The sequence below is a fragment of the Bacillus sp. JJ664 genome, assembly GCF_036962205.1.
In the GTDB taxonomy this organism is placed as follows: Bacteria; Bacillota; Bacilli; order Bacillales; family Bacillaceae_G; genus Gottfriedia.
Genome location: NZ_JBALMS010000011.1, coordinates 17,480 through 42,172 on the forward strand (window position 1 = coordinate 17,480; position 24,693 = coordinate 42,172).

The window sequence follows — 24,693 nt, forward strand, 5'->3', positions numbered from 1 at the left end:
TAAATATAATACGCTCTTTAATGTGAGAATATAAAATGGAGAAACATGGAATAAAACAATCCTTGCTATATCAAGGTTAAATCAGCTTTTATTAATTAAAAATGAAATAATAGAACGTTCTAAATGTCTCGTGGTCAGAATGAGGTCAAAAAATAAGTAGTAAAGAGGTATTGGAACGGTAAGGGCAACTCGATAGTAAGTTGACAATGAATATCTAAACCTTCATAACTCAAAGAAACAGCTGCTAAAATTTCAAAAGTACAATGAGATTCATTTCTAGTGAAATGTAATCAAAAAAATTTATATGATCAAAATATGGTCACAAGCTATTTTTAGTCATAAAAAATAAGACCCCCAACCATTGGCGATGGGAGTTTTATAATTTTCAGTCTATTGTATGGAAATTATTTATTGTAAGATTTCCATATTGAATGTATCTGTATCAAGTTTATTATATTCCTTGGAAGAAACAGCAAGCATGATTAGCGGCAGATCTCCTTCGTTTTTAAAAGCATGCACTACATTGGGTCTAACTTTTAAAATCAAATTATCACTTGATGAAATATTGATTTCTTCCAATATTCCTGTATCCAGATTCTTCAGTGCAATCTTTGCCTTCCCACTAACAATCACAAAATACTCTAAAGTTTTTTTATGATAGTGGTTCCCTCTAACACTTCCCTTTTCAGAATACAGCAGGTACACCTCTTCAATTTGTATATTTTCCTCTAACTGACTTTTCATTACAATTTTTTTTAGACTTCCTCGCTTATCTACAAAAGGTCGAATGGAAATTAATTCAAATCCTTTCTCCAAAATAACAACTCCTTCCCACCCCTTTTACCGTCTTCCTTTATCTACCTGTTCCTATAAATTTTTCTTTATTTCTTGTATACCAATCAATCGTTCTTTTTATGCCATCCTGGAGGCTTATTTTAGGTTCCCATTTTAAAAGGTTTTTAATTTTAGTGGTATCAGGCTGTTGTCTCCAAACTTCATTTTCCCTATAAGGAAGTGCACCATAATTTGGTTTTTTATTTGGGGTCATTTCATTGTAAATCATGTCAACATAGTGCTTTAGATTATAAATAGCACCACTGCCTATATTGAACATATCGTTTTTAATAGTTTCATTTTTGGCAGCCAAAATAAAACCTTCAATAATATTTTCTATATAACAATAATCCCGGTATTGTTCACACGGAGTTAAATTAACATCTTTGCCATCTAAATTAGATAAAATAATATAAGGAAAGAATTTATGACTTCCCTCTTTCTCTCCAAATACACCAAATGGCCTCAAAGTTACAATATCTATGTCGTTTTCCGCAGCGATTTGATGAGAAATAATGGAAGATGAGGCTTTAGTACTTCCGTATATACTATCGGGCTCTAAATGAGAGTTCTCTTTGATAATATCCTTTTTATCACCGTACTCCATACAAGTACCTACATTAATAAATTTCTTGCAGCCTACACCTTTTAAAGAATTTAACATATTCATAGTCCCTATGATATTGGTGTTAACTGCAGTTAAATAATCCTTTTGTCTAGAATCTACCCCATACGCACCAACATGAAAAATATATTCTGGCTTAATCTGTTTTACGCAATTGTCAATTGAAACGGAATCTCTTAAATCGATCAGATGGATGTCAATATCCTTTTTTAATTCCTCAATTCTCCATAAATCGGATGATTCCCTAACTATAATAGATACATCGGCCTGTTCATTTACCATTTTTTGCACGACATGAGATCCAATGAATCCATTTGCTCCAGTAATTAATACCTTCTGATTATAAAAATAATTAGTCTCTGTCATAAATTCCTCCATAACTATTTATCTGGATTAGGATTTCTAGTGGGACTCTCCATGACTTTTACACCTGAAAATTGATGCGGCCATTGGTCTAAATACCTTTGGTCTAACCATAGCTTTTCTTCTACTTTGTTAAAACACCAATTAATACAATCCTTCTTCCATTTGTACAGGCATTCTAGTGCGACTTCCTCTCTGTTAAATCCTATTAGTCCAGCATCATACACACCATAGTTCTTTTCTTCTTCTGTAATAACGGGCCTCGTGAAAATTAAAAGATTGTTCCCTCGCTTCAATTCATCAAATAAGCTATTAAAATCTGTATAAAGGTTGTTATCAACGTCGGTATAAACAAGAGAATTTACTTGATAATTATTTTTAAATATATATGAAATAAAGGAAGGTTTTAATGTCCGGTAATATTCCTCAGGATTTCGAGTATCTTTGATGCTTAATAACTCGTTGCCTTCAAGATTTGTTAAATTAAAAAGAATGACATGATCTAAACTCAATTTGTAAAAAAAGGTATAGGTGCTCTCATCTAGACAGCAAATCCATAGTTGAAAATTGGGTGTTTTCATCTTAAGGGAATTAATAAGTGCTAAACCTTGTTCTAGTGATTCTTTCCCTATAATTGTACAAAGGTTATATTTTTCTTGATCTGATGACAAATTTATTTCAAGGTTAAAATAATTTCTTATATGATAATCTTTTATACTCTTTTCTTGAACGAAGTTACTGTCCACTTCTTTTATTTTATTCATCATTGCTATTGAGGCATTTATATAGGGAATATAAATATGCTTAGTGACGTCATCTCTGCAATTCATTACATAATTACAAATATCAAAGACATTACCATCATAGTATTTAAACCCATAAAAATGGAAAAATATTATTTTTTCATTATTTATAAATAGATCTTCGTCTGTTTTAATAACTGGACTTTCTTTTAACCTGTAATTGATGATATAAGGAGTAAGATTGACACCTACATTCTCAATAATACCAATATTCTGAAATCTTTCAGGCCAATCATTTGCATATACCTGGTCGCTCCAACGTCCTTTTTCCCATCTGTCAAAACACCATTCTATCAGCTTCTCTCTAAACCAGTGAAGGCATATCATCGAATATTCATCTCTTTTAAAACCCATAAAACCGGTATTATAGATGCCGTTCGTTTCGCCTAATATACTATGTTCCTCAAGCCATTTTTCAGCTGTTAGCGTAACAGAGTATTCTCCCCATTCGGTAAAAATAGGTTCCGGATTCGAAAAAAAGAAGGTATCTCCGTCCAGCCATACAATATGATCGATTTCTTCGAATTGGTTTAATAGATATATACATACCGACGCTTTACAGGTCCAAATATATTCCTTGTCATTTCGAGAGCTTTTTACCGAAAGTAATTCTTTGTCTTCCTTTTCAATCTCTTCCAAACTTATTATGGTTGCATGAGTTAGGTTCATTTTCTCAAATAATTTTTTTGCTTCTTCATGAAGGCATATCATAAAAAAATGAAAATCTTTATCATGTTGTTCAATTGAGTTGTATAATAATAAACCTTTATAGGCGTAATCCTTACTAAAGGTTGAGCAGTAATAATGTTTCAACTGTTCAAACTCCTTTCAAGTTTAAAGTTTAGTCTGCAGCGCTTAGGTATTCCTTTATTCGTTAACTATTGGTAAATATAACGATAATCGAAAACATTCTTTTTCTTTATCGACTCTTCATTTTTAATAAATTCATCCCAAGCTGTTAAAATGACAACATGATTAACCATTGAAAGCAGTGATGATAAGTTAGGAGAATATTGAATAGGAAATCCATATACCTCTTTAAACTCTTCGTTTGCCATAGGATCATAGGCGATGATATTTTTGTACCCTTTTTGAAGCAAACCTTGAATAATAGCTTTTGCGGGTGTATCCCGAATGTCATTTGAATTTGGCTTAAATGCTAACCCGAGGATTCCTATATTTTCATTCTTTTCAACTATTCCTTCTACATCACTGACAACAAATTCTTTAATGGCCTCATTTACTTTTAGGGTACTTGTTAATAGTTCTGGTGTGTAAGAATTCTTTATGGCCTGACTAACTAAAGCCATCGTATCTTTAGGAAGGCAGTAGCCGCCAAATCCACAACCGGGGAATACATAAGATGTCATATTAGCTGGTGCGCCACTCCATCTTCTATCAAGATGTAAGACCTGAAATGCTTTTTTTATATCAATATTTCCGATGGACCTGGCGATTAGTGACTGTTCATTTGCGAAACTGATAAGAGTTGCCAGCATCGTGTTAGATAAATACTTAATAAATTCAGCAGTATTTAAAGAAACCCGGTAAATCGGAGCATTAAAAGTTTGGTATATCGTTTCGACTATCCGTCCGCTTTTATTATCATCCTGGCCAATAACAATACGATCTGGATTCATAAAATCGTCCCAAGCATATCCTTCTCTTAAAAATTCAGGATTATTGGTTAGGCCAATTTCAACTCCAACCTTAAAACCTAAATTTTCCAGATACGGTTTAATCCTTTCACTTGTTGTTGATGGAGGAATAGTCGATTTGATCACTAATACTTTAAACTCCGGCTTTTTTATATAGCCTGCAACATTTTTAATTGCTTCCAAGATATATCCCAAATCCGCACTACCATCCGTTTTGCTCGGGGTTCCTACACAAAGAAAGATAACTTCACTGTTGATTACAGCTTCCTGTAAATCATCTGTAATCGTAAAACCTTTATTTAAGTGCTTATTTAATTTTTCATTAAGATTAGGTTCATAAAAGGGAATCTTACCATTTCTTAATTGGTCCTTCTTCTTTTGATCAATATCAATACCGTAAACATGAAACCCTTTCTCGCTAAATCCTAAAGCCGTAGTCAATCCAACAAATCCAAGGCCAATTACAGTAATCAATGAATTTCACCTTCTTCCTTCAAAAAGCTTAGAAAGCGATTGACACCTTCAACTATTGATATTGCTGGGGAATAGTTTAAAAGTTTTCTTGCCTTTGAAATATCAGGACATCTTCTTAATGGGTTATGTGTTAGATAACTTTTTTCTTCCGATTCTTTAAATTCTATTGACTCATTAAAACCAAAATTTTTTGAGCCTGCATCCTTATAAATCTGAGCTAATTCTTTGATTGAAATTTCAGGTGTATCTATTCCTATATTAAAGTAGTCAAATGGTTCATATAGTAGCGCTTTTAAATAACCAGTGATGGCATCTGTAACATAACAAAATGTTCGAGTTGGATTTCCGTCGGAGTGCATAATTAGTTTTTTATTTTCAATAATGGCTTTTGCAAAATCAGCAGGCACCCTTTTATCATTAAGTCTCATTCCGGGTCCATAATTATTAAATGGTCTGACAATTGAAATGGGCATACCAAATTTTTCGGAGTATAAGTAACATAGCGTCTCTCCGAATCGTTTTGCCTCATCATAGCATGCGCGCGGTCCTATCATAGCCACATTACCTCTATACTCCTCGGAAGTCGGAATGTAATCCGGAAATGGATCACCGTAAACTTCACTGCTGGAGAAAAACAAGAACCCTTTAATGTGTTTATCCTTATAAAAATCTAACAAAGCTCTTAGTCCTATTACATTAGCATCTAAAGTTTCAAGAGGATACTTTCTATAAAAGGTTGGCGAGGCAATCGAAGCCATGTGGATAATAAAATCAACATCGTTAATTTTATTAGTATCAAATAATGAAAACTCAGTAATATCAAACATGTATAATTCAATCTTTGGATTTAATTTCTTTAAATCTTTAATCCATTTGGGTTTTCCTAGTTTAAAATTGTCAATTCCAATAATCTTTTTAATACCAAGCTGCGCTGAATAATCAGATAAAAATGACATGAAATAATAACCTAAGAATCCGGCGCAACCCGTAATGAGGATTGTTGAATCCTTAAGTTTTTCTATTTCTGTCTGATCAAGATTAGTAAATATATATTGAAGATCTGACTGATAGATATTGTGTTTTTCATTTAAATCCAAGTTATCTACCTCCACATTCATTCTTTTAAATAAAACAATTGCACCAATTACAGAGGCATAAACTAAAAACAGTTGTTCTTAATTATTTTTATCCCATATTTTCCAAGGAGCTTTACTGGACTCCCACATTTCTTGTAGATATTTCTTATCCCGCAAAGTATCCATTGGATACCAAAAACTATTATGTTTATATGCCATTAGTTGACCATCTTTAGCAAGGTTTTCTAACGGCTCCTTTTCAAATATGGTTTGTTCACCGTTGTTCAGGTAATTAAATACTTCTGGCTGCAATACAAAAAAGCCAGCATTTATCCAACCACCATCTCCTGGTATTTTCTCCTGAAACTTCTCTACTTTCTGATCATTGGACAAGGATAAAACTCCAAACCTGCCCTGAGGCTGTGTAGTTGTTAATGTAGCCAGCTTCCCATGTAAGCGATGGAATTCTACTAATTCCTTAATATTTACATCACTTACTCCGTCACCATACGTCAACATAAAAGTTTCATTACCAACATATTCCTGCACTTTCTTAATTCGGCCACCAGTCATTGTATTTAAGCCCGTGTCAACCAAGGTAACCCTCCAAGGTTCAACCGAATGCTGGTGAATAATAAATTCATTTCCCTTCTGAAAATCAAGTGTTAAATCAGAATTATATAGGTAATAATTTAAAAAATACTCCTTGATTACATGGCTCTTATACCCTAAACAGATAATAAAGTCGTTATAACCATAACTAGAGTAAAGCTTCATGATATGCCATAAGATGGGCTTGTCGCCAATCTCAATCATAGGTTTCGGCTTTAAATGGGTTTCTTCACTTATTCTTGTGCCAAACCCCCCAGCTAAAATCAAGACCTTCACATTTTTCTCTCCTTTCCTGACATTCTGCATCTTTGGATAAACAGCGAATAGTTGCCGTGTCAATTTCTTAATAACATATTCTTAATTTAGAAAATTGTTTAGACTTATCCAACATTCAAAATACATTTTAGAAAGGAAAGTTAAAATGAGGCTTACTTGAAACGGAAAAAGTATTTTAAGACGGACAGGAGAGAGCTAGGGAAAACTGACATCCAAATGTTAGTGTAGTCAAAGTTATAGACAAAATTGATCGAACCTGCTTATTAAATCATGAATAATTTCACCGGGCTCTTTATTTGTTGTGTCATAGAGATAGTTTTTGTTTGGTAAAAAGTTTTCAAGTTTGTCTAATAAATATAAAGATCCTTCTATTAAATAATCATCTCCTCTTTGATTTAATCGTCTACTAATCATTTCATCATCTGCCCGTAATACGACATAATGAATTTTCACATTTAAATCCGATAAATGCTTATCTAGCCACTCTAACTCACTGTAAACAACATAATCGATAATTACAGTCATGTTATTTTCAAGGAAGTTCCTTGTTAATGAGAGAATATTTTCCCATATAATCGCTCTTACTTCTTCCCTCGGAGGTTGTATTTTTCCTCTGAACATTAATTTGATTAAGTCACCTTCTATTACTGCAGCTTTTTCTATCTCCTGGGCAAGTGCATTTGAAACTGTCGATTTACCAACTCCATATGGACCTGAAATAATATAAATGGAGCTATTGTTTCTATTTTGCATATTAAGTTTCCCCTCCAGAACTTAGTTAATAGGGAATTAAGGATTTCTATAAAGACTATGCGTATCCATATCATCTTGTGCAATTTCGACAAAAGCAATTTTCGTATAAAAAAAGACCCCCAACCAATTTGGTTGAGAGCCCTTGAAAAATCGATGAGAAATTATTGAGTGAATGAAAGAAGTTTAAGCTGAAGCAAAATGAATTGATAATAGGAAACGAGAGTATCACCGAAATGAAGATGGCATTGTTTTTCAGAACAGTCATGGGCATTATCTAACACCTTCAAAAAGTTTGAAATTCCATTCGTGATTACTGCAAAAAAAGCTGGAGTAGGATCCAAAAAGGTACACATGTTTTTGACATACTCATGCTGTTCTTGCTACTTGAATCAGGAGTAAGTATTAAATACGTGTCAAACTGCCTAGGTGTCATCAAACAATCAAAACAACAGCTGATATTTAACTCGATATTACCGAAAAAAAGAAGACGAACTTAAGCAGTCCGCCTTCTTATCTTTAAAGAATATTAGCCAATTGACCCTTCCATCTCGAACTTAATCAGACGGTTCATTTCAACAGCGTATTCCATTGGTAATTCTTTTGTAAATGGCTCAATGAAGCCCATAACGATCATTTCTGTAGCTTCTTGCTCAGAAATACCACGGCTCATTAAGTAGAATAATTGCTCTTCAGACACTTTAGAAACTTTCGCTTCATGCTCAAGTGAAATATTGTCGTTTAAGATTTCATTGTATGGAATCGTATCAGAAGTTGATGCATTATCCATAATTAATGTATCACATTCAATGTTTGAACGAGATCCAGCAGCTTTACGACCAAAGTGAACAATACCGCGATATGTTACTTTACCACCGTGCTTCGAAATTGACTTCGAAACAATTGTAGAAGAAGTATTTGGTGCTAAGTGAATCATTTTTGCACCAGCATCTTGGTGTTGACCTTTACCAGCAATTGCGATAGAAAGTGTAAGACCACGAGCACCTTCACCTTTTAAAATAACTGCAGGATATTTCATCGTAAGTTTAGAACCTATGTTACCATCAATCCATTCCATTGTTGCATTCGCTTCACAAACAGCACGCTTCGTAACTAGGTTGAATACATTATTCGCCCAGTTTTGAATTGTAGTGTAACGGCAGTATGCATCTTTTTTAATGATGATTTCAACTACTGCAGAGTGAAGTGAGTTTGTTGTATAAACAGGAGCCGTACAACCTTCAACGTAGTGTACGCTTGCACCTTCGTCAGCGATGATTAATGTACGCTCAAACTGACCCATATTTTCAGAGTTAATACGGAAGTACGCTTGAAGAGGCGTATCTACTTTTACACCTTTTGGTACGTAAATAAATGAACCACCAGACCAAACTGCTGAATTTAATGCAGAAAATTTATTATCCGTAGGTGGGATTACTTTACCAAAGTGCTCTTTGAAGATTTCTTCATGCTCACGTAAAGCAGTATCTGTATCTGTAAATAAGATTCCAAGATCAGTTAAATCTTGTTTCATACTGTGGTAAACTACCTCAGATTCATACTGAGCAGAAACACCTGCAAGATACTTTTGTTCTGCTTCAGGGATACCTAGTTTATCAAATGTATTTTTGATTTCTTCAGGTACTTCATCCCAAGATTTTTCTGTTTTCTCTGATGGCTTTACATAATAAGTAATTTCATCAAAGCGTAAATCAGACATGTCTCCACCCCACTGAGGCATTGGCATATCATAGAAATGTTGTAAAGATTTTAAACGAAAATCTAACATCCATTGTGGTTCATTTTTCATACGTGAAATTTCTTCAACGATTTCCTTTGTTAAACCACGTTCTGAACGGAAGATTGATACGTCACGGTCATGAAACCCATATTTATAATCACTAATATCTGGTAAATTCGTAGACATCATTCATACTCCCTTCTAATAGAAGAGAGGATTAAAGTTCAGAAGATTATTCTTCTGATTTTAACCCCTTCTCCATCGCTTTCCATGCAAGTGTTGCACATTTAATTCGTGCAGGAAACTTCGAAACACCTTGCAATGCTTCAATATCATCTAATTCAACTGAATCATCATATTCTTTTCCAAGCATCATGTCAGAAAATATATGAGAAAGATTTAATGCTTCCTCAATTTTCTTACCTTTTATTGCGTGTGTCATCATTGAAGCAGATGCCATTGAAATGGAACAGCCTTCACCGTCAAAACGAGCATCAGATACGATTCCATCTTCAACTTTTAAACGCAATTCAATTCGATCACCACAAGTTGGGTTATTCATGTTAACAGTTAAGTCACCATCAGAAATAGCCCCAACACCCTTATTACGAGGGTTTTTATAATGGTCCATAATCACTCGACGATACAATGCATCCAGATCAATATTACGATTAATAGACATCACTAAAGTACTCCTTCGTTTTTACTAGTCCTCTTACAAAAGCATCTACATCTTCTTTTGTATTATACAAATAAAAACTTGCTCGAGCAGTAGCAGATACTTTTAACCATCTCATTAATGGCTGTGCACAATGATGACCTGCACGTATTGCTATGCCTTCAACATCTAAAACAGTCGCTAGATCATGTGGATGAACATCATCAATATTAAATGTTACAAGACCCGCACGTTGTTTTGGACCATAGATTGTGATACCTTCTACAGAAGATAACTGTTCTAGTGCATAATCTACAATCTCATGCTCATGTTTTTCGATATTGTCCATACCGATGTCATTTAAGAAATCAATTGCTGCACCTAATCCAACTGCACCAGCAATGATTGGTGTACCACCTTCAAACTTCCAAGGTAGTTCTTTCCAAGTTGAATCTTGTAAGTCAACGAAATCAATCATTTCCCCACCAAATTCAATTGGCTCCATGTTTTCAAGAAGATGTTTTTTACCATAAAGTGCACCAATACCTGTAGGAGCACACATTTTATGACCAGATAATGCATAGAAATCACAATCTAAGTCTTGTACATCCACTTTCATATGCGGCGTACTTTGTGCACCATCGACAAGCATAATAGCTCCATTTTGATGTGCAATTGCTGCAATTTCTTTTACGGGATTAATTGAACCAAGTACATTTGAAACATACATAATGGCAACAATTTTCGTATTAGAGTTAATTGTAGCTTTTGCTTGCTCGATACTAATCGAGCCATCTTCTTCTAAAGGTATATATTTAAGCGTTGCGCCAGTTGCTTTTGCCACCTGCTGCCATGGAATGATATTACTATGATGCTCCATATAAGAGATCACTATTTCATCTCCAGCTTTCAGGTTCGCTCTGCCATAACTAGCAGCGACTGTATTGATTGCCGTTGTTGTTCCTCTAGTGAAAATAATTTCTTCCATTGAAGAAGCATTTATGAATTTACGAACTTTTTCACGAGCTCCTTCATATGCATCTGTCGCTTTTGTTCCTAGCGTATGCACGCCTCTATGAACATTGGAATTAATTTCTCGATAATAATTAGAAACTGCCTCAATCACCTGTACAGGTTTTTGTGAAGTTGCTGCACTATCTAGATACACTAAAGGATGTCCATTCACTTCTTGATTTAGAATAGGAAAGGCTTCACGGATTGATTTAACATCCATTACTTAACCTTCCTCTCAATTACATCAACAAGCATTTTTTTAACTTCATCAACCGGCAATTCCGAAACTACAGGTGCTAAGAATCCGTGAATAACTAAGCGCTCTGCTTCTTTTTTCGAAATACCACGACTCATTAGGTAGTAAAGTTGAGTAGGATCTACTTTACCAACTGAAGCTGCGTGACCTGCCATAACATCATTTTCATCAATTAATAGAATTGGGTTTGCATCTCCACGAGCTTTTTCACTAAGCATTAACACACGAGAAGTTTGTTGTGCATTAGATTTAGAAGCACCGTGCTCAATTTTTCCGATTCCATTAAAGATAGAAGTTGCTGCATCTTTAGATACACCATGCTTTAAGATCCAACCTTCTGAACCTTTACCAAAATGGATAATGCTCGTCGTAAAGTTTTGCGTTTGCTCACCACGACCAACAGTTACCATTTTCATATCTCCAAATGATCCGTCGCCAATTAGGTTGGTAACATTTTCAAATACTGAGTTTCCATCGTTCATTAGGCCAAGTGCCCACTCAATTTTACTATCACGACCAGCGTGGCCACGACGTACTACATAAGCAGTTACACCTTTTGCTAATGTATCAACTGCACCGTAACGTACTTTAGCATTATCTAAAGTAATTACCTCAGTTACTACATTTACAACTGCGCCATTTAAGTCTTGTGAAGTTGAAATATAGTTTTCTACATAAGTCACTTCACTGTTAGCATCAGCTACAACTAACACGTGATTGTATGCAGGTACTGTTTCTCCATCCACTACGAAAATTGATTGAATTGGTTTTTCAAGAACAACATTTTTCGGAATGTATAAGAATGCACCACCATTTACTAATGCAGCATGTAGTGCAATTAATTTGTTTTCGTCTACTTTTACAGCCTCTGTCATGAAATACTTTTTAACAAGGTCTTCATGTTCTTTAATAGCTGTGTGTAAGTCGATAAATAGAACACCTTTTTCTTTTGCTTCTGTTGAAAGCGCATGATATACAGGTGAACCATTGTATTGTACGTATACTGATTGATCAGCATCTTCGTTCATTAAAGATGTAACTGATTCTGGTAATTGATCCTTCGTTGGAACATTGCCAGTCGTTACATCAAATTCTTTACCAAAGAAATCCCATTTAGAGATATTCGTTTTATCTGGTTTTGGTAGAGAAAGTGTTTCAGCCATAGCAAGTGCGTTTAAACGGAACTCTGTGAAGTAAGCTGGTTCATTACGCAATGCAGAAAGCTGCTTTACTGTTTCTTGACTAAATGGAATTGTAGTACCAGTTGTCATGAGAATCCCCTCCTATCCGATTAAGCTTCTTGCCCAACTGTCTCGTCTTCGATACCTAACTCTTGTTTAATCCAGTCATATCCTTCAGCTTCTAAACGAGCTGCTAATTCAGGACCACCTGATTTTACAATACGACCTTGCATCATTACGTGAACGAAATCAGGCGTAATATAGTTTAATAAGCGTTGGTAGTGAGTGATGATTAAGCAACCGAACTCTTCTCCACGCATTTCGTTAACACCTTTAGATACTACTTTTAATGCATCAATATCTAACCCTGAATCAATTTCATCAAGGATAGCAATTTTAGGTTGAATCATCATCATTTGAAGAATCTCATTACGTTTTTTCTCTCCGCCTGAGAAACCTTCATTTAAATAACGTTGTGCCATTTCTGGATCCATTTCAAGGAATTCCATGTTTTTATCTAAAGAACGGATAAATTTCATTAATGAAATTTCATCGCCTTCTTCACGACGAGCGTTTACTGCTGAACGTAAGAAATCGGCATTTGTAACGCCACTGATTTCACTTGGATATTGCATAGCAAGGAAAAGACCTGCTTGAGCTCGCTCATCAACTTCCATTTCTAATACATCGTTGCCATCAAGCTCGATGCTTCCACCAGTCACTTCATATTTTGGATGACCCATAATAGCTGAAGATAAAGTAGATTTACCTGTACCATTTGGTCCCATGATTGCGTGGATTTCTCCACCTTTTACTTCAAGGTTTACACCTTTTAAAATTTGCTTACCTTCAATAGCAACTTGAAGGTCTTGTATTTTTAATGTAGAAGCTCCCATTGTTTACCCTCCATAATCTTAACAAATAAAATTTCTATAAAATAGAAAATGGCTATTTTAGTTCATTCTCATTTTATTCTCATTCTAATCTTAAAGCAATTAAAAAGTATTTTCAAGCAGAGTACTATTTTATTAAAAAAGTTTTATGCTCACACTAAATTTTTGCAAAAATAGAAATTAAGAAAAGTACTATATATAGGAAATAATAATTTCTACATTTACAATCAAGCGCGGTAAAATATGTCAAAACTAACTAAACTCTCAACCGAACAACATATATGCAATCAATCAACTTCAAAGCTTTTTCTTAAATAAAAGAGACGAAGTAGCTGGTGAGTTAAGCGACTTTTGCTAATTGACTTTATCACTACAAAGCTTGGTCTCATGTATTTTAATAAAGGATTGAAGAATCTCATTGATTAATCCTTGAACATGTAGAACACCTTTTTGCATTATTGTTAAATGAAGATCTTGAATCATAATGTTTTCTTAAAACAATTTTTTAATCGTATACACTTTAGACTATTCAATACTAATATAGTTGTTCAAGTTAAATTGGGTGATACGTACTTAAAAATTACTCATATATTTAATAAGATTCACACTCTTTCATTATTAACAAAAAACCAATTTTTCATAAAATAATTTTATATGTTATTAAATGCAAAAGAACCTTTTTAGGAAGGTTCTTTTGCATTCATATTATCTAATTTTACTACTGGAATATTTTATAAGGTACAACGATTTCCGGCATACCCGCCGCATATGCAGCTACTTCATATTCACTAAAAATTAATTTAATGCCTTCCTGATCAAATACCCATAATCTATTTTTATCATCTAGAGATATTTCATTTGGTGACTTAATTAAAACATATCCACTATATTTATTTTGTAATTGTTGATAAGTATAATCTTGTATAACTTTTTCCTTTCCTTTTATTAGGCTTGATAACTGAATGAGATCACCTGTTTTTAAATCAAAATTAAAGATTGTCCCCGTAGTCATCCCGTGTGCTCCGCCAGTATAAACATATTCATAATAGACTACACTTAATTTTCCAGTATCATTATAAGGAACTTTATAGGTAAATATGTACTCATACGGTCTCCAAGGCCCTTGACTTGAAGTCCATTTTTTCTTCGCTGCTTTTTCGTCTGCAAGTAATTTTAATCTATGTTGATTAGCTACTTTTGCACCTTTTTGTAAAGTTATATTTATTTTCTGTTCGGCCTTTTTGCTACTCAATCCTTTTACTTGTGGATATTTAATTGGTGTATTTCTCAATTTCACTTCATATACTTGCGCTTTTTGTACAGTAGCAGGCGACAATTGTACTAGTTTACTGTTTTTTTTGACCGCTGCTTGTGAATAAGTCGGTATCAATATAGAGCTTGTCATGATACAAGTAATTAAAAATCCAATAACTTTTTTCATTTTGCTCCTCCTTAAACCAAATAGTACCTATAGTATGAGAAATTAAGGATAGATTTATTACTTACACGAATATCAGATTCCAATCTCTATCAAACTCATAAAAAAATTTGTGTTCGCCTTTCCTTCTAAGTGCATTCCTTTATAATAATTACAAGCAAATCATTTATAATAAATACATCTATAAATAGAAGATTTTATTCAGAAAGTGGGATATAAAATGGCGAATATATTTGTAGCAGGCAAAATACCTGAAAAAGCAGAAGAAATTTTAAAAGGTAACGACATAACCATTTTTAATGGTGAAGGACTAATCTCTGAGGACGAGCTTTGTGAAAGTGTAAAAAATGCAGATGCAATTTTAAGTTTACTTTCTACCCCAATTACAAAAAATGTAATCGATGCCGCTAAAAATGTGAAGATTATTGCTAATTATGGAGCTGGTTTTAACAATATTGATATAGACTATGCTACAAGCAAAGGAATTCACGTAACAAATACTCCATTTGTTTCTACTGATGCTACAGCAGAGTTAACGCTAGCTATCTTATTAGCAGTTTCAAGAAGAGTAGTAGAAGGCGATGAGTTATGCCGTACGACAGGTTTTGATGGATGGGCACCATTATTCTTTAGGGGCACTGAAGTTTCAGGGAAAACAATCGGTATCTTTGGCTTCGGTAACATCGGACAAGCAGTTGCAAAGCGAGCAAATGCTTTTAATATGAAGGTATTATATACTCAACCTAGAAGGTTAAGCCTAGAAATTGAACATCAATTTAATGCAACATATGTGTCATTTGATGACTTATTAAAAGAATCTGATTTCGTATCACTTCACTCTCCATATAAGCCTGAACTACACCATCTATTTGGAGAAGAAGAATTTGCAAAAATGAAGAAAACTGCCTTCTTTATAAATGCAGCAAGAGGTACACTCGTAAATGAAGCAGAGTTAGTAAATGCTTTAAAAAATGGTATGATTGCAGGCGCTGCGTTGGATGTTTTTGAATTTGAACCAATCATTACGGAAGAATTAAAAACATTATCAAATGTCGTTCTAACACCTCATATTGGAAATGCAACTTATGAAACGCGTGAAGCGATGTCTGAAGTAGCAGCTAACAATATTATAGAAGTAATAAATGGAAGAAATCCTATTTCTGCTGTAAATGAAGTATTTGTTAAAAACTGATCGGTACAATACTGAGTTAGTATTAATAGAAGATATTTGCCAAAACAAAAAAACTCTTAGTTAAATCGCTAAGAGTTTTTCTGTTGATTACTTATTCACTTACAGGTACTACAGCACCTTCATACTTTTCAATGATGAAATCTTGAATTTCTTTAGAGTGTAATACTTTTACTAATGCTTTGATCTCTTTTTTGTCTTTGTCACCTTCGCGAACTGCAATGATGTTTACATATGGCGATTCTTTACCTTCTAAAGCAATAGCATCCTTCATAGGATTTAAACCAGCATCAATTGCATAGTTTGTATTGATTAAAACAGCATCGCCTTCTTTGTTTTGGTAAACTTTTGGAAGTAAACCTGCTTCAACGTCGGCTTTGAATTTTAAGTCTTTAGGGTTTTCAGCAATATCTTTAATTGTAGCAGTTGTTGGGTCTACGCCTTCAGCAATTTTAATTAAACCTTCTTGTTGTAATAGGCTTAACATACGACCGTGATCAGCAACTGAACTACTCATGATAATTGTTGCACCTTTTGGTAGATCATCTAAGCTCTTATATTTTTGAGAGTAAACACCGATTGGCTCAATATGAATTCCACCAGCATTTTCAAATTTATATCCATTTTCTTTCATTTGTGATTCTAAGTAAGGAATGTGTTGGAAATAGTTTGCATCTAATTCTTTTGATTCTAAAGCTTTATTCGGTAAAACATAATCTTGGAACTTTACGATTTTTAAATCAATACCTTCTTTTTTCAGTAAAGGTTTTGCTTCTTCTAAAATTACCGCGTGAGGTACGTTTGAAGCACCTACTACTAATTCTTTATTTCCTTTTCCATCAGCTTTGTATTCCCCATTACCACATGCAGCTAACGATAAAGCTAATACGCCTGCTCCAAATAAACCTGTAATCTTTTTGAAATTCATGTTCTTTTTCCTCCCTAATTTGAATTAAGCTCTTTTATCTATTTTTGTTGTTATTAAATCTCCAATAAATTGAAGTATAAATACAATGATTAAGATGATGACTGTTGCCACTAACGTTACTTCATTATTTGACCTTTGGTAGCCTTCCATAAATGCTAAGTTACCAAGTCCTCCGCCACCTACAACACCTGCCATTGCTGTATAACCAACTATTGCAATTGTTGTAACAGTTAAGCCTGAGATAATAGCAGGTAACGCTTCTGGAATAAGAACTTTTAAAATAATTGTTAAAGTGCTTGCTCCCATTGCTCTTGCTGCTTCAATTACACCTTTATCAATTTCACGTAATCCGATTTCAACCATTCTTGCATAAAATGGTGCAGCTCCGATAATTAGAGCAGGTAATGCAGCTTTCGCACCAAGCATTGAACCAAGAATAAACATTGTAAACGGAATTAATAAAATGATTAAAATAATGAACGGTATTGATCTGAATATATTTACAAATCCAGCTAAAATCATGTTAACCAATTTATTTTCTAGCAGCTGGTCTTTACTTGTTAAGAATAATAGCAAACCAATAATTAACCCTAAAATAAAAGTAGCTAAAGCTGCTATTACTGTCATAAATAATGTTTCTTGTGTTGCTAAGATCATTGTTTCCCAATCAACATTCGGAAAAAGTTGTGTCATATTACGCTACCTCCACTTCAACTTGCTTTGATTCTAAGTAAGAAATTGCCTCTTTGATGTTATTTAAATCTCCTACAAGTTGAATAGTTAGTGTTCCGTATGACCCTTCAGCGGTTTGAACAATTTTTCCTTGCAAAATATTGATTTCAATATCAAAGTGCTTTACTACTTCAGATATATGGGGTTGATTAGCTTGTCCATTTTTAAATGTAAGCCTATAAGTTGTATCATTCCCATTGGTTTCTATAATTACTTGTTGATTAAATTCCTCATCAGTTCCTCTAATTTGCTTTACAAATTTTTTTGTAATTTCTTGTTGTGGATGAGTGAATACATCAACTACATGTCCTTCTTCAACTACTTTTCCATTTTCCATTACAGCTACTCGCTGACAAACTTTTTGAATAACATGCATTTCATGTGTAATCATAACGATCGTAATACCTAGTTGTTTATTAATACTTGTTAGTAGTGAAAGTATTGAGTCAGTTGTTTCCGGATCTAATGCAGAAGTAGCTTCATCACATAATAAAACATCTGGATTATTTGCTAATGCTCTTGCAATACCAACGCGCTGTTTTTGACCACCACTTAGTTCTGAAGGATAAGCATTTTCTCTTCCCTCAAGCCCAACAAGCTTGATTAATTCCTTCGCACGCTCAACACGTTCCTTTTTTGAAACATTTGCAATTTCAAGCGGGAAAAGTATATTGTCTAAAACTGTTCTAGACCATAATAAGTTAAAGTGTTGGAATATCATCCCGATTTTTTGTCTTGATTTTCGAAGTTCTGCTGATGAACACTTTGTTATTGATTTCCCATTAACGATTACGTCACCATCTGTTGGAATTTCAAGTCCGTTTAGCATTCGTAATAACGTACTTTTCCCAGCACCGCTATATCCGATCATGCCAAAGATTTCACCTGCTTCAATTGTTAATGAAACATCCTTTACCGCGGTTACAGTGCCTTTCTTACTCCTATATATCTTACTTACATTATTTATTTGAATCATTCATGATTTCTCCTCTCAAACATTCTAACAACCCTCTTTTCAATTTTTTGTAAGAGCATACTTTTTTAGTCTTAAAAAACAAAAAAACCTTTCTACTCGCATGAGTAGAAAGGTTTAACATAAAAAGTAAGCCTTTCTCTCATCTCTCAAAGCAATTGCTTTGCAGGAATTAGCACCATTTCAATGACAAGCATTGACGGTTGCTGGGTTTCACAGGGCTCAGTCCCTCCACCTCTCTCGATAAGAGTTAACGTATCAAATATTCGGTTGTTTAATGTAATTTTCATTCTACAAACTTAGACATAAGTTGTCAACAATTTTCTAAAAGTTTTTTCTCATTCTCCACACTCGTATATTGAAAAATTGTTTCAATGAGTAATAATAATCGATAATTCCCCTCGTAAGAAGCGTCATTTAACTTTAATAATAGACCTAAGCGTTCCCTTCCTAAATTTAACGATTTCCAACCATCTTTCGTTAAATTAATTCTTAATTGTGGAATAGCTCGATCTAATATTTCAATAAATGGAGCTTTCTTGCTAAATTTGATATATGATTTCTCATTAAGACAATTTAATTCGATAATTCGATCTTCAATCGGTAAAATTATTTGTAAATATTCCTTATTAATAAATAAATTTCTAGCTTGTCCAACCCACTCCTTAATTTCCATATCGTTTACACCTCTCCCGAATTCTTTAAAACTATTTTCTCATAGATAGATGTAATGTTCTTTACTTTTCGCTCGACAATTACCATGGATAAACACATGTCATTCTACAACTTTCACCTTATTTCCCAAGAAATATGTCAGAAGTTGGGTAATAAAATATAGTCATTGTTGAAACATTTTTTCGTACTTGAGAATGCGTTAGTTGATTACAACTCCAGGTTGCTCGCTTTCCGAGGGGCGAGAGCTGAGCCTCCTCGGCTAGTCCTCCGGGGTCTCAGCTTTCCCGCGTTCCCTACAGGAGAGTCGAGCACCTTCCGTTGTAATCAACTTCTGTCTTTTTAATACTCAACAAGCAAAATTCTTTAAAAAAAGCTTTAAAAAAATAAAAAATGACAACTAATCACTTGTAAATTAGTCGTCATTTTTTATTATCAAGAGGACTTCTCGATCTCTTAATATTCATCGTTTAATATATAGATTATGTTTTTTTAATAAGTCATGTAAGTACGGAACAGATTGGAAAGCGTATATTTTTTGTTTGATTTCTCCTTTGTCGAAGATGAGTAGACAAGGTACACTTTCAATTTTCCAAGCTTGAGCTTCTTGTGTTAGATCATTAATATTTTGCTTTGATAATGGTAAGTTAGGCAGTATTTCATTTACGATTTCTAACATTTTAGATGCTACTTGGCAAGTACCACACATAGCGGTATATATATATAAAATTGTTGTTTCTTTTGATTCTATACGTTGCATTAATTCATTCTTTGTCCACTGGTACATATCATTAATCCTCTTAAATTGTTCTTAAATAGTCTGTAAAAACGGAAATATCCGCTCCTAATAATACACTTGCTAAATGTTGACTTGGGGCTGTTGCAACTTCACGATAGCTTCTGTCTATATACAAATGCTCCGCTTGTGGAAATTCTCTTTTTAACAATCTTCTCAGTTTTTCTCCAGCCTCATCAGCATCAACTAGCACATAGATTTCTCTAAAATCTAACATTTCGGCTAGTTCATCTAATTTAGTTGTTCCTACAGTTCCATTTGTACAAATGATATCTACAGGTTCTTTAATGATAGATTGTATTTTTCTTTTATCAGTAGTACCTTCGACAATGATTACTTTTCTTTGATCTTCAATATTCACTGGGCATCACCTATTGTAAAGGACTCTAAAGCTTATTTCATTTATATAGTATATTCTATTTTCGTTTGTTGTTTCCTTTTTTTCATGAAAGGAAATTAAACTAACCCAAAACCAAGACATAAATAACATAAAAAAAGTATTTTGTATTTATCAGTATACACATAAATTAAGAAAAGCGCCCATAATTGGACGCTTTTAATAGATAATTAATCTTGATTGATCATTTCTTCGTATTTTTCAGCAGACATTAACTCTTCATATTCAGAAGTGTTAGAAGCTTCAACAACTACCATCCAAGCTTTTTCGTATGGAGATTCATTAACGAATTCTGGATTATCATCTAGGCTTGAGTTTACTTCAACAACTTTCCCACTAATAGGAGCATAAAGTTCAGAAACTGTTTTTACAGACTCAACGCTACCAAATGGCTCGTTTACTGTAATATCATCGCCTACTTCTGGTAACTCAACAAATACGATATCTCCAAGTTCTGATTGTGCAAAATGAGAAATACCGATATAGTACTTATTACCTTCAACTCTTACCCACTCATGTTCTTCTGAATAACGTAATTCTTTTGGAATTGACATTGTGAATCCTCCTCGATTAATTACCATAATTTATGTTATTTTATAACCAAACTTTTTCAAATACTTCTTCGTTAAAACCAACTGTTGCTTGATCTCCATTAAATAGAAGTGGTCTTTTGATCAGTTTGCCATCAGAACTTAGAAGTTCTAGAAGCTCTTCTTCAGTTTTAGTTGGAATAACATCCTTCAAGCCAAGTTCACGGTATTTTACACCACTTGTATTAAATAATTTATTAATAGAAATTCCACTTACTTTTAAAACATCAGCAAGTAATTCCTTTGAAGGCGGATTTAATGTAATATCAACTGCTTCCACAGTTACATTATGTTCTTTAAGCCAAGAAGCAGCTTTTCGACAAGTTCCACACTTTGGATATGTATAAAAAATGATACTCATATTAGCAACTCCTCCCATTTTCTATTTTATCACAGTCAATAAGTGAGTTAAAATAGTTCGGTTAGAAAATTCTGTTATAAATCGTCATTTATAAATATTATAACAACATTCGACAATATTAACTAGTTAAACGTTCGGTTATTTTTTAATTTATTACAATATTTTTTTCATATTCGAACTATCATTCGTATTTTCAAGACAAAATTATACAAGCAAAAATGTTTTAATCTGATTTGAATTTTAGAATAACCTATATTAGTATGTCATATCTGAAGTTAGATTATCCTATTTTTACCATATCATTAAATATTTTAAGGGCAGAAAGTAGTAGTTCCTTTCATAAAAAAACTGCCATTCTCATAAGAAAGGCAGTTTTTCTAAAATCTTATACTGTATAACGCTCAGCAGCTAATACACCAACTGCGATTTCACGCTTTTTAGCAATTACGTTAATCGGCGTGTGACGAGTAAATTTACGAAGTGCAGATGTCATCATTCGTAATGAATCACCTGACTCAACAGCTACTAAAGTTTCTTTTGCATGAGCCTCAATTTCATTGAACGCTTCTTGACAGAACACTTGAGTATAAAGTAGTTTTTGGTTTGATTTTTCTACACCTACTTTGTTGATTGCTTTTTCTGTACGAAGAATTGCAGATTCCATTGCATAAATATTGCTCGCGATATCAGCAATGTTAACTAAGATTTCTTGCTCTCTTTCTAATGCTTTACCGAATTTTTGAGCAGCTAATCCTGCAATCATGATACCGATTTTCTTCGCATTACGTAGTAAATGCTTTTCTTGCTCTAGTGGAGCATCTCCTACTTCTGAAGGCATAAACATCATAAGCTCTTCTTGAATTGCTTGAGCTTGTTGAAGTAAAGGTAATTCACCTTTCATTGCTTTACGTAAGAAAGTGCCTGGTACGATTAATCGGTTAATTTCATTTGTACCTTCAAAGATACGGTTAATACGAGAATCACGGTAGATACGCTCAATTTCATATTCTGCCATGAAACCATAACCACCGTGAATTTGAACACCTTCGTCAGCTACATAATCTAATACTTCTGAACCGAAGAATTTATTTAATGAACACTCAATTGCATATTCAGAAACAGCTGCTGCTACTGCTTTTGGATCTTTTGCTTGTTCCTCAGTTAATTGACTAAAGCGGTCTTCAAACAATCCTACAGTACGGTATACTGAACTTTCATTTGCATAAATTTTTGTAGCCATATTCGCTAATTTTTCTTGAATTAAACTAAATTTAGCGATTGGTGTTTTAAACTGTTGACGTTGGTTTGCATAAGTTGCAGATAATTCTAAAGCACGTTTAGAAGATCCAACAGTTCCTACAGCTAATTTGTAACGACCAATATTTAAAATGTTGAATGCAATAACATGGCCTTTTCCTACTTCACCTAAAAGATTTTCCACTGGTACTGCAACATCTTCTAAAATTAATGTACGAGTAGAAGATGATTTGATACCCATTTTCTTTTCTTCTGGGCTAGTTGAAACGCCTGGATAGTTTCTCTCAACGATAAATGTAGAGAAATGCTCACCATCGATCTTTGCATATACAACGAATACATCTGCAAATGCAGAGTTAGTGATCCATTGTTTTTCTCCATTTAAGATATAATGTGTACCTTCTGCATTTAATTTTGCTGTTGTTTTCGCTCCTAATGCATCTGAACCTGAACCTGGCTCTGTTAACGCGTATGCAGCTAATTTTTCACCAGTAGCTAAGTCTGGTAAATAGCGTTTCTTTTGATCTTCATTACCAAATAAAACGATTGGGAGTGATCCAATTCCAACATGAGCTCCATGTGTAATTGCAAATCCACCAGCTAAAGAAAACTTCTCTGAAATTAATGAAGAACTAATTTTATCTAATGCAATGCCACCATATTCTTCTGGAATATCAGCAGCAAGTAAGCCAAGCTCACCAGCTTGTTTTAGCAAACGAACAGAACGCTCGAATTCATGCTTCTCTAAATACTCTAATTCTGGTAATACTTCATTTACAACGAACTCTTCAGTTGTCTTCGCAATTAATTTATGCTCGTCAGTATAATCCTCTGGAGTAAAAATTTTATCAAACGTAATTTCTTCTGTTAAAAAGCTTCCGCCTTTAATGACACTACCGATTGTTTTTTCCATCATTACTTCCTCCTGTTTCGTTTTCATTTATTTTGTATTCCGTTTTTTTTATTAAATTAATTCAAATACCCCAGCAGCTCCCATTCCGCCACCGATACACATTGTTACTACACCGAATTGCTCTCCACGACGCTTCATCTCATGTAATAAAGATAGTGTTAATTTTGCACCAGTACAGCCAAGTGGATGACCTAATGCAATTGCACCACCGTTTACGTTTACCTTGTTTTCATCCAAACCTAAATGACGCATGACTTGAATTGACTGTGAAGCAAATGCTTCGTTTAACTCAAATAATCCGATATCTGATAAACTTAATCCTGCTAGTTTAAGAGCTTTTGGAATTGCTTCAACTGGACCAATCCCCATCACTTCCGGTGCTACACCAGCAACTGCAAATGAACGGAATTTTAACAGTGGACTTAATCCTTCCGCTTCAGCTTTTTCACGATCCATTACTAGTACGGCGGCTGCGCCATCACTTGTTTGTGAAGAGTTCCCAGCAGTCACTGATCCTCTTACATTAAATGCTGGACGTAATTTTGCTAAAATTTCAGAAGTTGTACCTTCACGTACTCCCTCATCTTGAGAAAAAGTAAATTTTTTCTCCTCTAGTTTGTTATTTGAATTAATTGAACGTAACGCTACATCAACTGGTACAATTTCATCTACAAAGCGACCTTCACGAATTGCAACAGCTGCTTTTTGATGGCTTCGAACCGCAAATGCATCTTGGTCTTCACGAGATATTCCATAGCGATTAGCTACTTGTTCAGCAGTGTGCCCCATACCCATATAATATTCAGGCGCATTTTCTACTAGTCTACTATTTGGACGAATGACATGTCCTGACATTGGTACTAAACTCATAGACTCAGCACCACCAGCAATCGCTGCTTCTGAGTGACCTAACATAATTCGCTCAGCTGCATACGCTATACTTTGTAAACCCGAAGAACAATAACGGTTGATTGTGATAGCCGGAACTGTATTTGGTAATCCAGCAAGTGCTCCAATATTTCTTGCCATATTTAAGCCTTGTTCTGCTTCAGGCATTGCACATCCAAAAATTAAATCATCAATTGGACCATCATAATTACCAGCACGTTTTAATGTTTCTTTTACTACTAATGCTCCTAAATCATCTGGTCGAACTGTTGCAAGTGAACCTTTTTTCGATTTGCCTACAGGTGTTCTTGCACCTGCTACAATGACAGCTTCTCTCATGTTCTT

General features: G+C 34.1%; 24 protein-coding genes and 1 riboswitch. Of the genes, 1 reads left to right on the plus strand and 23 read right to left on the minus strand.

What is annotated here, in order from left to right:
• Positions 1-408: 408 nt before the first annotated feature.
• The 13 genes from V7056_RS01860 to V7056_RS01920 all read right to left on the minus strand — a co-directional run bounded on the left by V7056_RS01860 (position 409) and on the right by V7056_RS01920 (position 14,655).
• Positions 409-816 carry a polysaccharide biosynthesis C-terminal domain-containing protein gene (locus V7056_RS01860; protein WP_499698762.1) on the minus strand — a complete coding sequence of 136 codons (408 nt, stop codon included), beginning with the start codon at positions 814-816 and terminating at the stop codon, positions 409-411.
• Between the two features lie 37 nt (positions 817-853).
• Complete coding sequence (locus tag V7056_RS01865; protein WP_499698764.1) at positions 854-1,825, minus strand: NAD-dependent epimerase/dehydratase family protein; 972 nt, start codon at positions 1,823-1,825, stop codon at positions 854-856.
• 14 nt (positions 1,826-1,839) lie between these two features.
• Positions 1,840-3,438, minus strand: coding sequence for a glycosyltransferase (locus V7056_RS01870; protein WP_499698766.1), 1,599 nt, complete (start codon positions 3,436-3,438; stop codon positions 1,840-1,842).
• 65 nt (positions 3,439-3,503) lie between these two features.
• A complete protein-coding gene (locus tag V7056_RS01875) occupies positions 3,504-4,757 on the minus strand; it encodes a UDP-glucose dehydrogenase family protein (protein ID WP_499698768.1) in 1,254 nt (417 codons plus the stop codon).
• Positions 4,754-5,854: an NAD-dependent epimerase/dehydratase family protein gene (locus tag V7056_RS01880; RefSeq protein ID WP_499698770.1), complete on the minus strand. Its 1,101-nt coding sequence runs from the start codon at positions 5,852-5,854 to the stop codon at positions 4,754-4,756. The genes V7056_RS01875 and V7056_RS01880 overlap by 4 nt, the downstream gene beginning before the upstream one ends.
• A 78-nt stretch (positions 5,855-5,932) precedes the next feature.
• Positions 5,933-6,721, minus strand: coding sequence for a glucose-1-phosphate cytidylyltransferase (rfbF, locus tag V7056_RS01885; RefSeq protein ID WP_499698772.1), 789 nt, complete (start codon positions 6,719-6,721; stop codon positions 5,933-5,935).
• 234 nt (positions 6,722-6,955) lie between these two features.
• Positions 6,956-7,474 carry a P-loop nucleotide/nucleoside kinase family protein gene (locus V7056_RS01890; RefSeq protein WP_499698774.1) on the minus strand — a complete coding sequence of 173 codons (519 nt, stop codon included), beginning with the start codon at positions 7,472-7,474 and terminating at the stop codon, positions 6,956-6,958.
• 526 nt (positions 7,475-8,000) lie between these two features.
• The gene (gene sufB, locus V7056_RS01895) at positions 8,001-9,398 is read right to left on the minus strand and encodes a Fe-S cluster assembly protein SufB (protein ID WP_499698776.1); all 1,398 of its coding nucleotides are present in this window, start codon (positions 9,396-9,398) and stop codon (positions 8,001-8,003) included.
• A gap of 46 nt (positions 9,399-9,444) precedes the next feature.
• On the minus strand, positions 9,445-9,894 hold the full coding sequence (gene sufU, locus V7056_RS01900) for a Fe-S cluster assembly sulfur transfer protein SufU (protein ID WP_088000581.1): 450 nt from the start codon (positions 9,892-9,894) through the stop codon (positions 9,445-9,447).
• Entirely contained in the window at positions 9,884-11,104 is a 1,221-nt protein-coding gene (locus V7056_RS01905; RefSeq protein WP_499698778.1) for a cysteine desulfurase, read from the minus strand. Before V7056_RS01905 ends, sufU begins: the two co-directional genes overlap by 11 nt.
• Positions 11,104-12,411, minus strand: coding sequence for a Fe-S cluster assembly protein SufD (gene sufD, locus V7056_RS01910; RefSeq protein WP_499698780.1), 1,308 nt, complete (start codon positions 12,409-12,411; stop codon positions 11,104-11,106). Before sufD ends, V7056_RS01905 begins: the two co-directional genes overlap by 1 nt.
• A gap of 20 nt (positions 12,412-12,431) precedes the next feature.
• Entirely contained in the window at positions 12,432-13,217 is a 786-nt protein-coding gene (gene sufC, locus V7056_RS01915; RefSeq protein ID WP_192603238.1) for a Fe-S cluster assembly ATPase SufC, read from the minus strand.
• Between the two features lie 715 nt (positions 13,218-13,932).
• Positions 13,933-14,655, minus strand: a complete 723-nt coding sequence (locus V7056_RS01920) for a DUF3298 and DUF4163 domain-containing protein (protein ID WP_499698782.1) — start codon at positions 14,653-14,655, stop codon at positions 13,933-13,935.
• Between the two features lie 217 nt (positions 14,656-14,872).
• Here V7056_RS01920 and V7056_RS01925 point away from each other — a divergent pair, with 217 nt between their 5' ends.
• A complete protein-coding gene (locus V7056_RS01925; RefSeq protein ID WP_499698784.1) occupies positions 14,873-15,844 on the plus strand; it encodes a 2-hydroxyacid dehydrogenase family protein in 972 nt (323 codons plus the stop codon).
• A 91-nt stretch (positions 15,845-15,935) separates the two neighbouring features.
• Here V7056_RS01925 and V7056_RS01930 read toward each other — a convergent pair whose 3' ends face one another.
• The 10 genes from V7056_RS01930 to V7056_RS01975 form a co-directional block, all read right to left on the minus strand.
• Entirely contained in the window at positions 15,936-16,769 is an 834-nt protein-coding gene (locus V7056_RS01930; RefSeq protein WP_499698786.1) for a MetQ/NlpA family ABC transporter substrate-binding protein, read from the minus strand.
• A gap of 24 nt (positions 16,770-16,793) precedes the next feature.
• Positions 16,794-17,462: a methionine ABC transporter permease gene (locus V7056_RS01935; RefSeq protein WP_499698788.1), complete on the minus strand. Its 669-nt coding sequence runs from the start codon at positions 17,460-17,462 to the stop codon at positions 16,794-16,796.
• A gap of 1 nt (position 17,463) precedes the next feature.
• Positions 17,464-18,477 (minus strand): methionine ABC transporter ATP-binding protein, encoded by a 1,014-nt coding sequence (locus V7056_RS01940; RefSeq protein WP_499698790.1) that lies wholly within the window; start codon positions 18,475-18,477, stop codon positions 17,464-17,466.
• 136 nt (positions 18,478-18,613) lie between these two features.
• Positions 18,614-18,724: riboswitch (SAM riboswitch) on the minus strand.
• 63 nt (positions 18,725-18,787) lie between these two features.
• Positions 18,788-19,150, minus strand: a complete 363-nt coding sequence (locus V7056_RS01945; RefSeq protein ID WP_499698792.1) for a hypothetical protein — start codon at positions 19,148-19,150, stop codon at positions 18,788-18,790.
• Between the two features lie 459 nt (positions 19,151-19,609).
• A complete protein-coding gene (locus tag V7056_RS01950) occupies positions 19,610-19,933 on the minus strand; it encodes a thioredoxin family protein (protein WP_499698794.1) in 324 nt (107 codons plus the stop codon).
• 13 nt (positions 19,934-19,946) lie between these two features.
• A complete protein-coding gene (locus V7056_RS01955; RefSeq protein ID WP_088001682.1) occupies positions 19,947-20,297 on the minus strand; it encodes a ribonuclease M5 in 351 nt (116 codons plus the stop codon).
• A gap of 212 nt (positions 20,298-20,509) precedes the next feature.
• Positions 20,510-20,893 (minus strand): glycine cleavage system protein GcvH, encoded by a 384-nt coding sequence (gene gcvH, locus V7056_RS01960; protein WP_499698796.1) that lies wholly within the window; start codon positions 20,891-20,893, stop codon positions 20,510-20,512.
• Positions 20,894-20,933: 40 nt separating this feature from the next.
• Positions 20,934-21,290: an arsenate reductase family protein gene (locus V7056_RS01965; protein WP_088000609.1), complete on the minus strand. Its 357-nt coding sequence runs from the start codon at positions 21,288-21,290 to the stop codon at positions 20,934-20,936.
• Positions 21,291-21,675: 385 nt separating this feature from the next.
• Positions 21,676-23,460 carry an acyl-CoA dehydrogenase FadE gene (locus tag V7056_RS01970; RefSeq protein WP_499698798.1) on the minus strand — a complete coding sequence of 595 codons (1,785 nt, stop codon included), beginning with the start codon at positions 23,458-23,460 and terminating at the stop codon, positions 21,676-21,678.
• 51 nt (positions 23,461-23,511) lie between these two features.
• Positions 23,512-24,687, minus strand: coding sequence for an acetyl-CoA C-acetyltransferase (locus V7056_RS01975; RefSeq protein WP_499698800.1), 1,176 nt, complete (start codon positions 24,685-24,687; stop codon positions 23,512-23,514).
• Between the last annotated feature and the right edge of the window lie 6 nt (positions 24,688-24,693).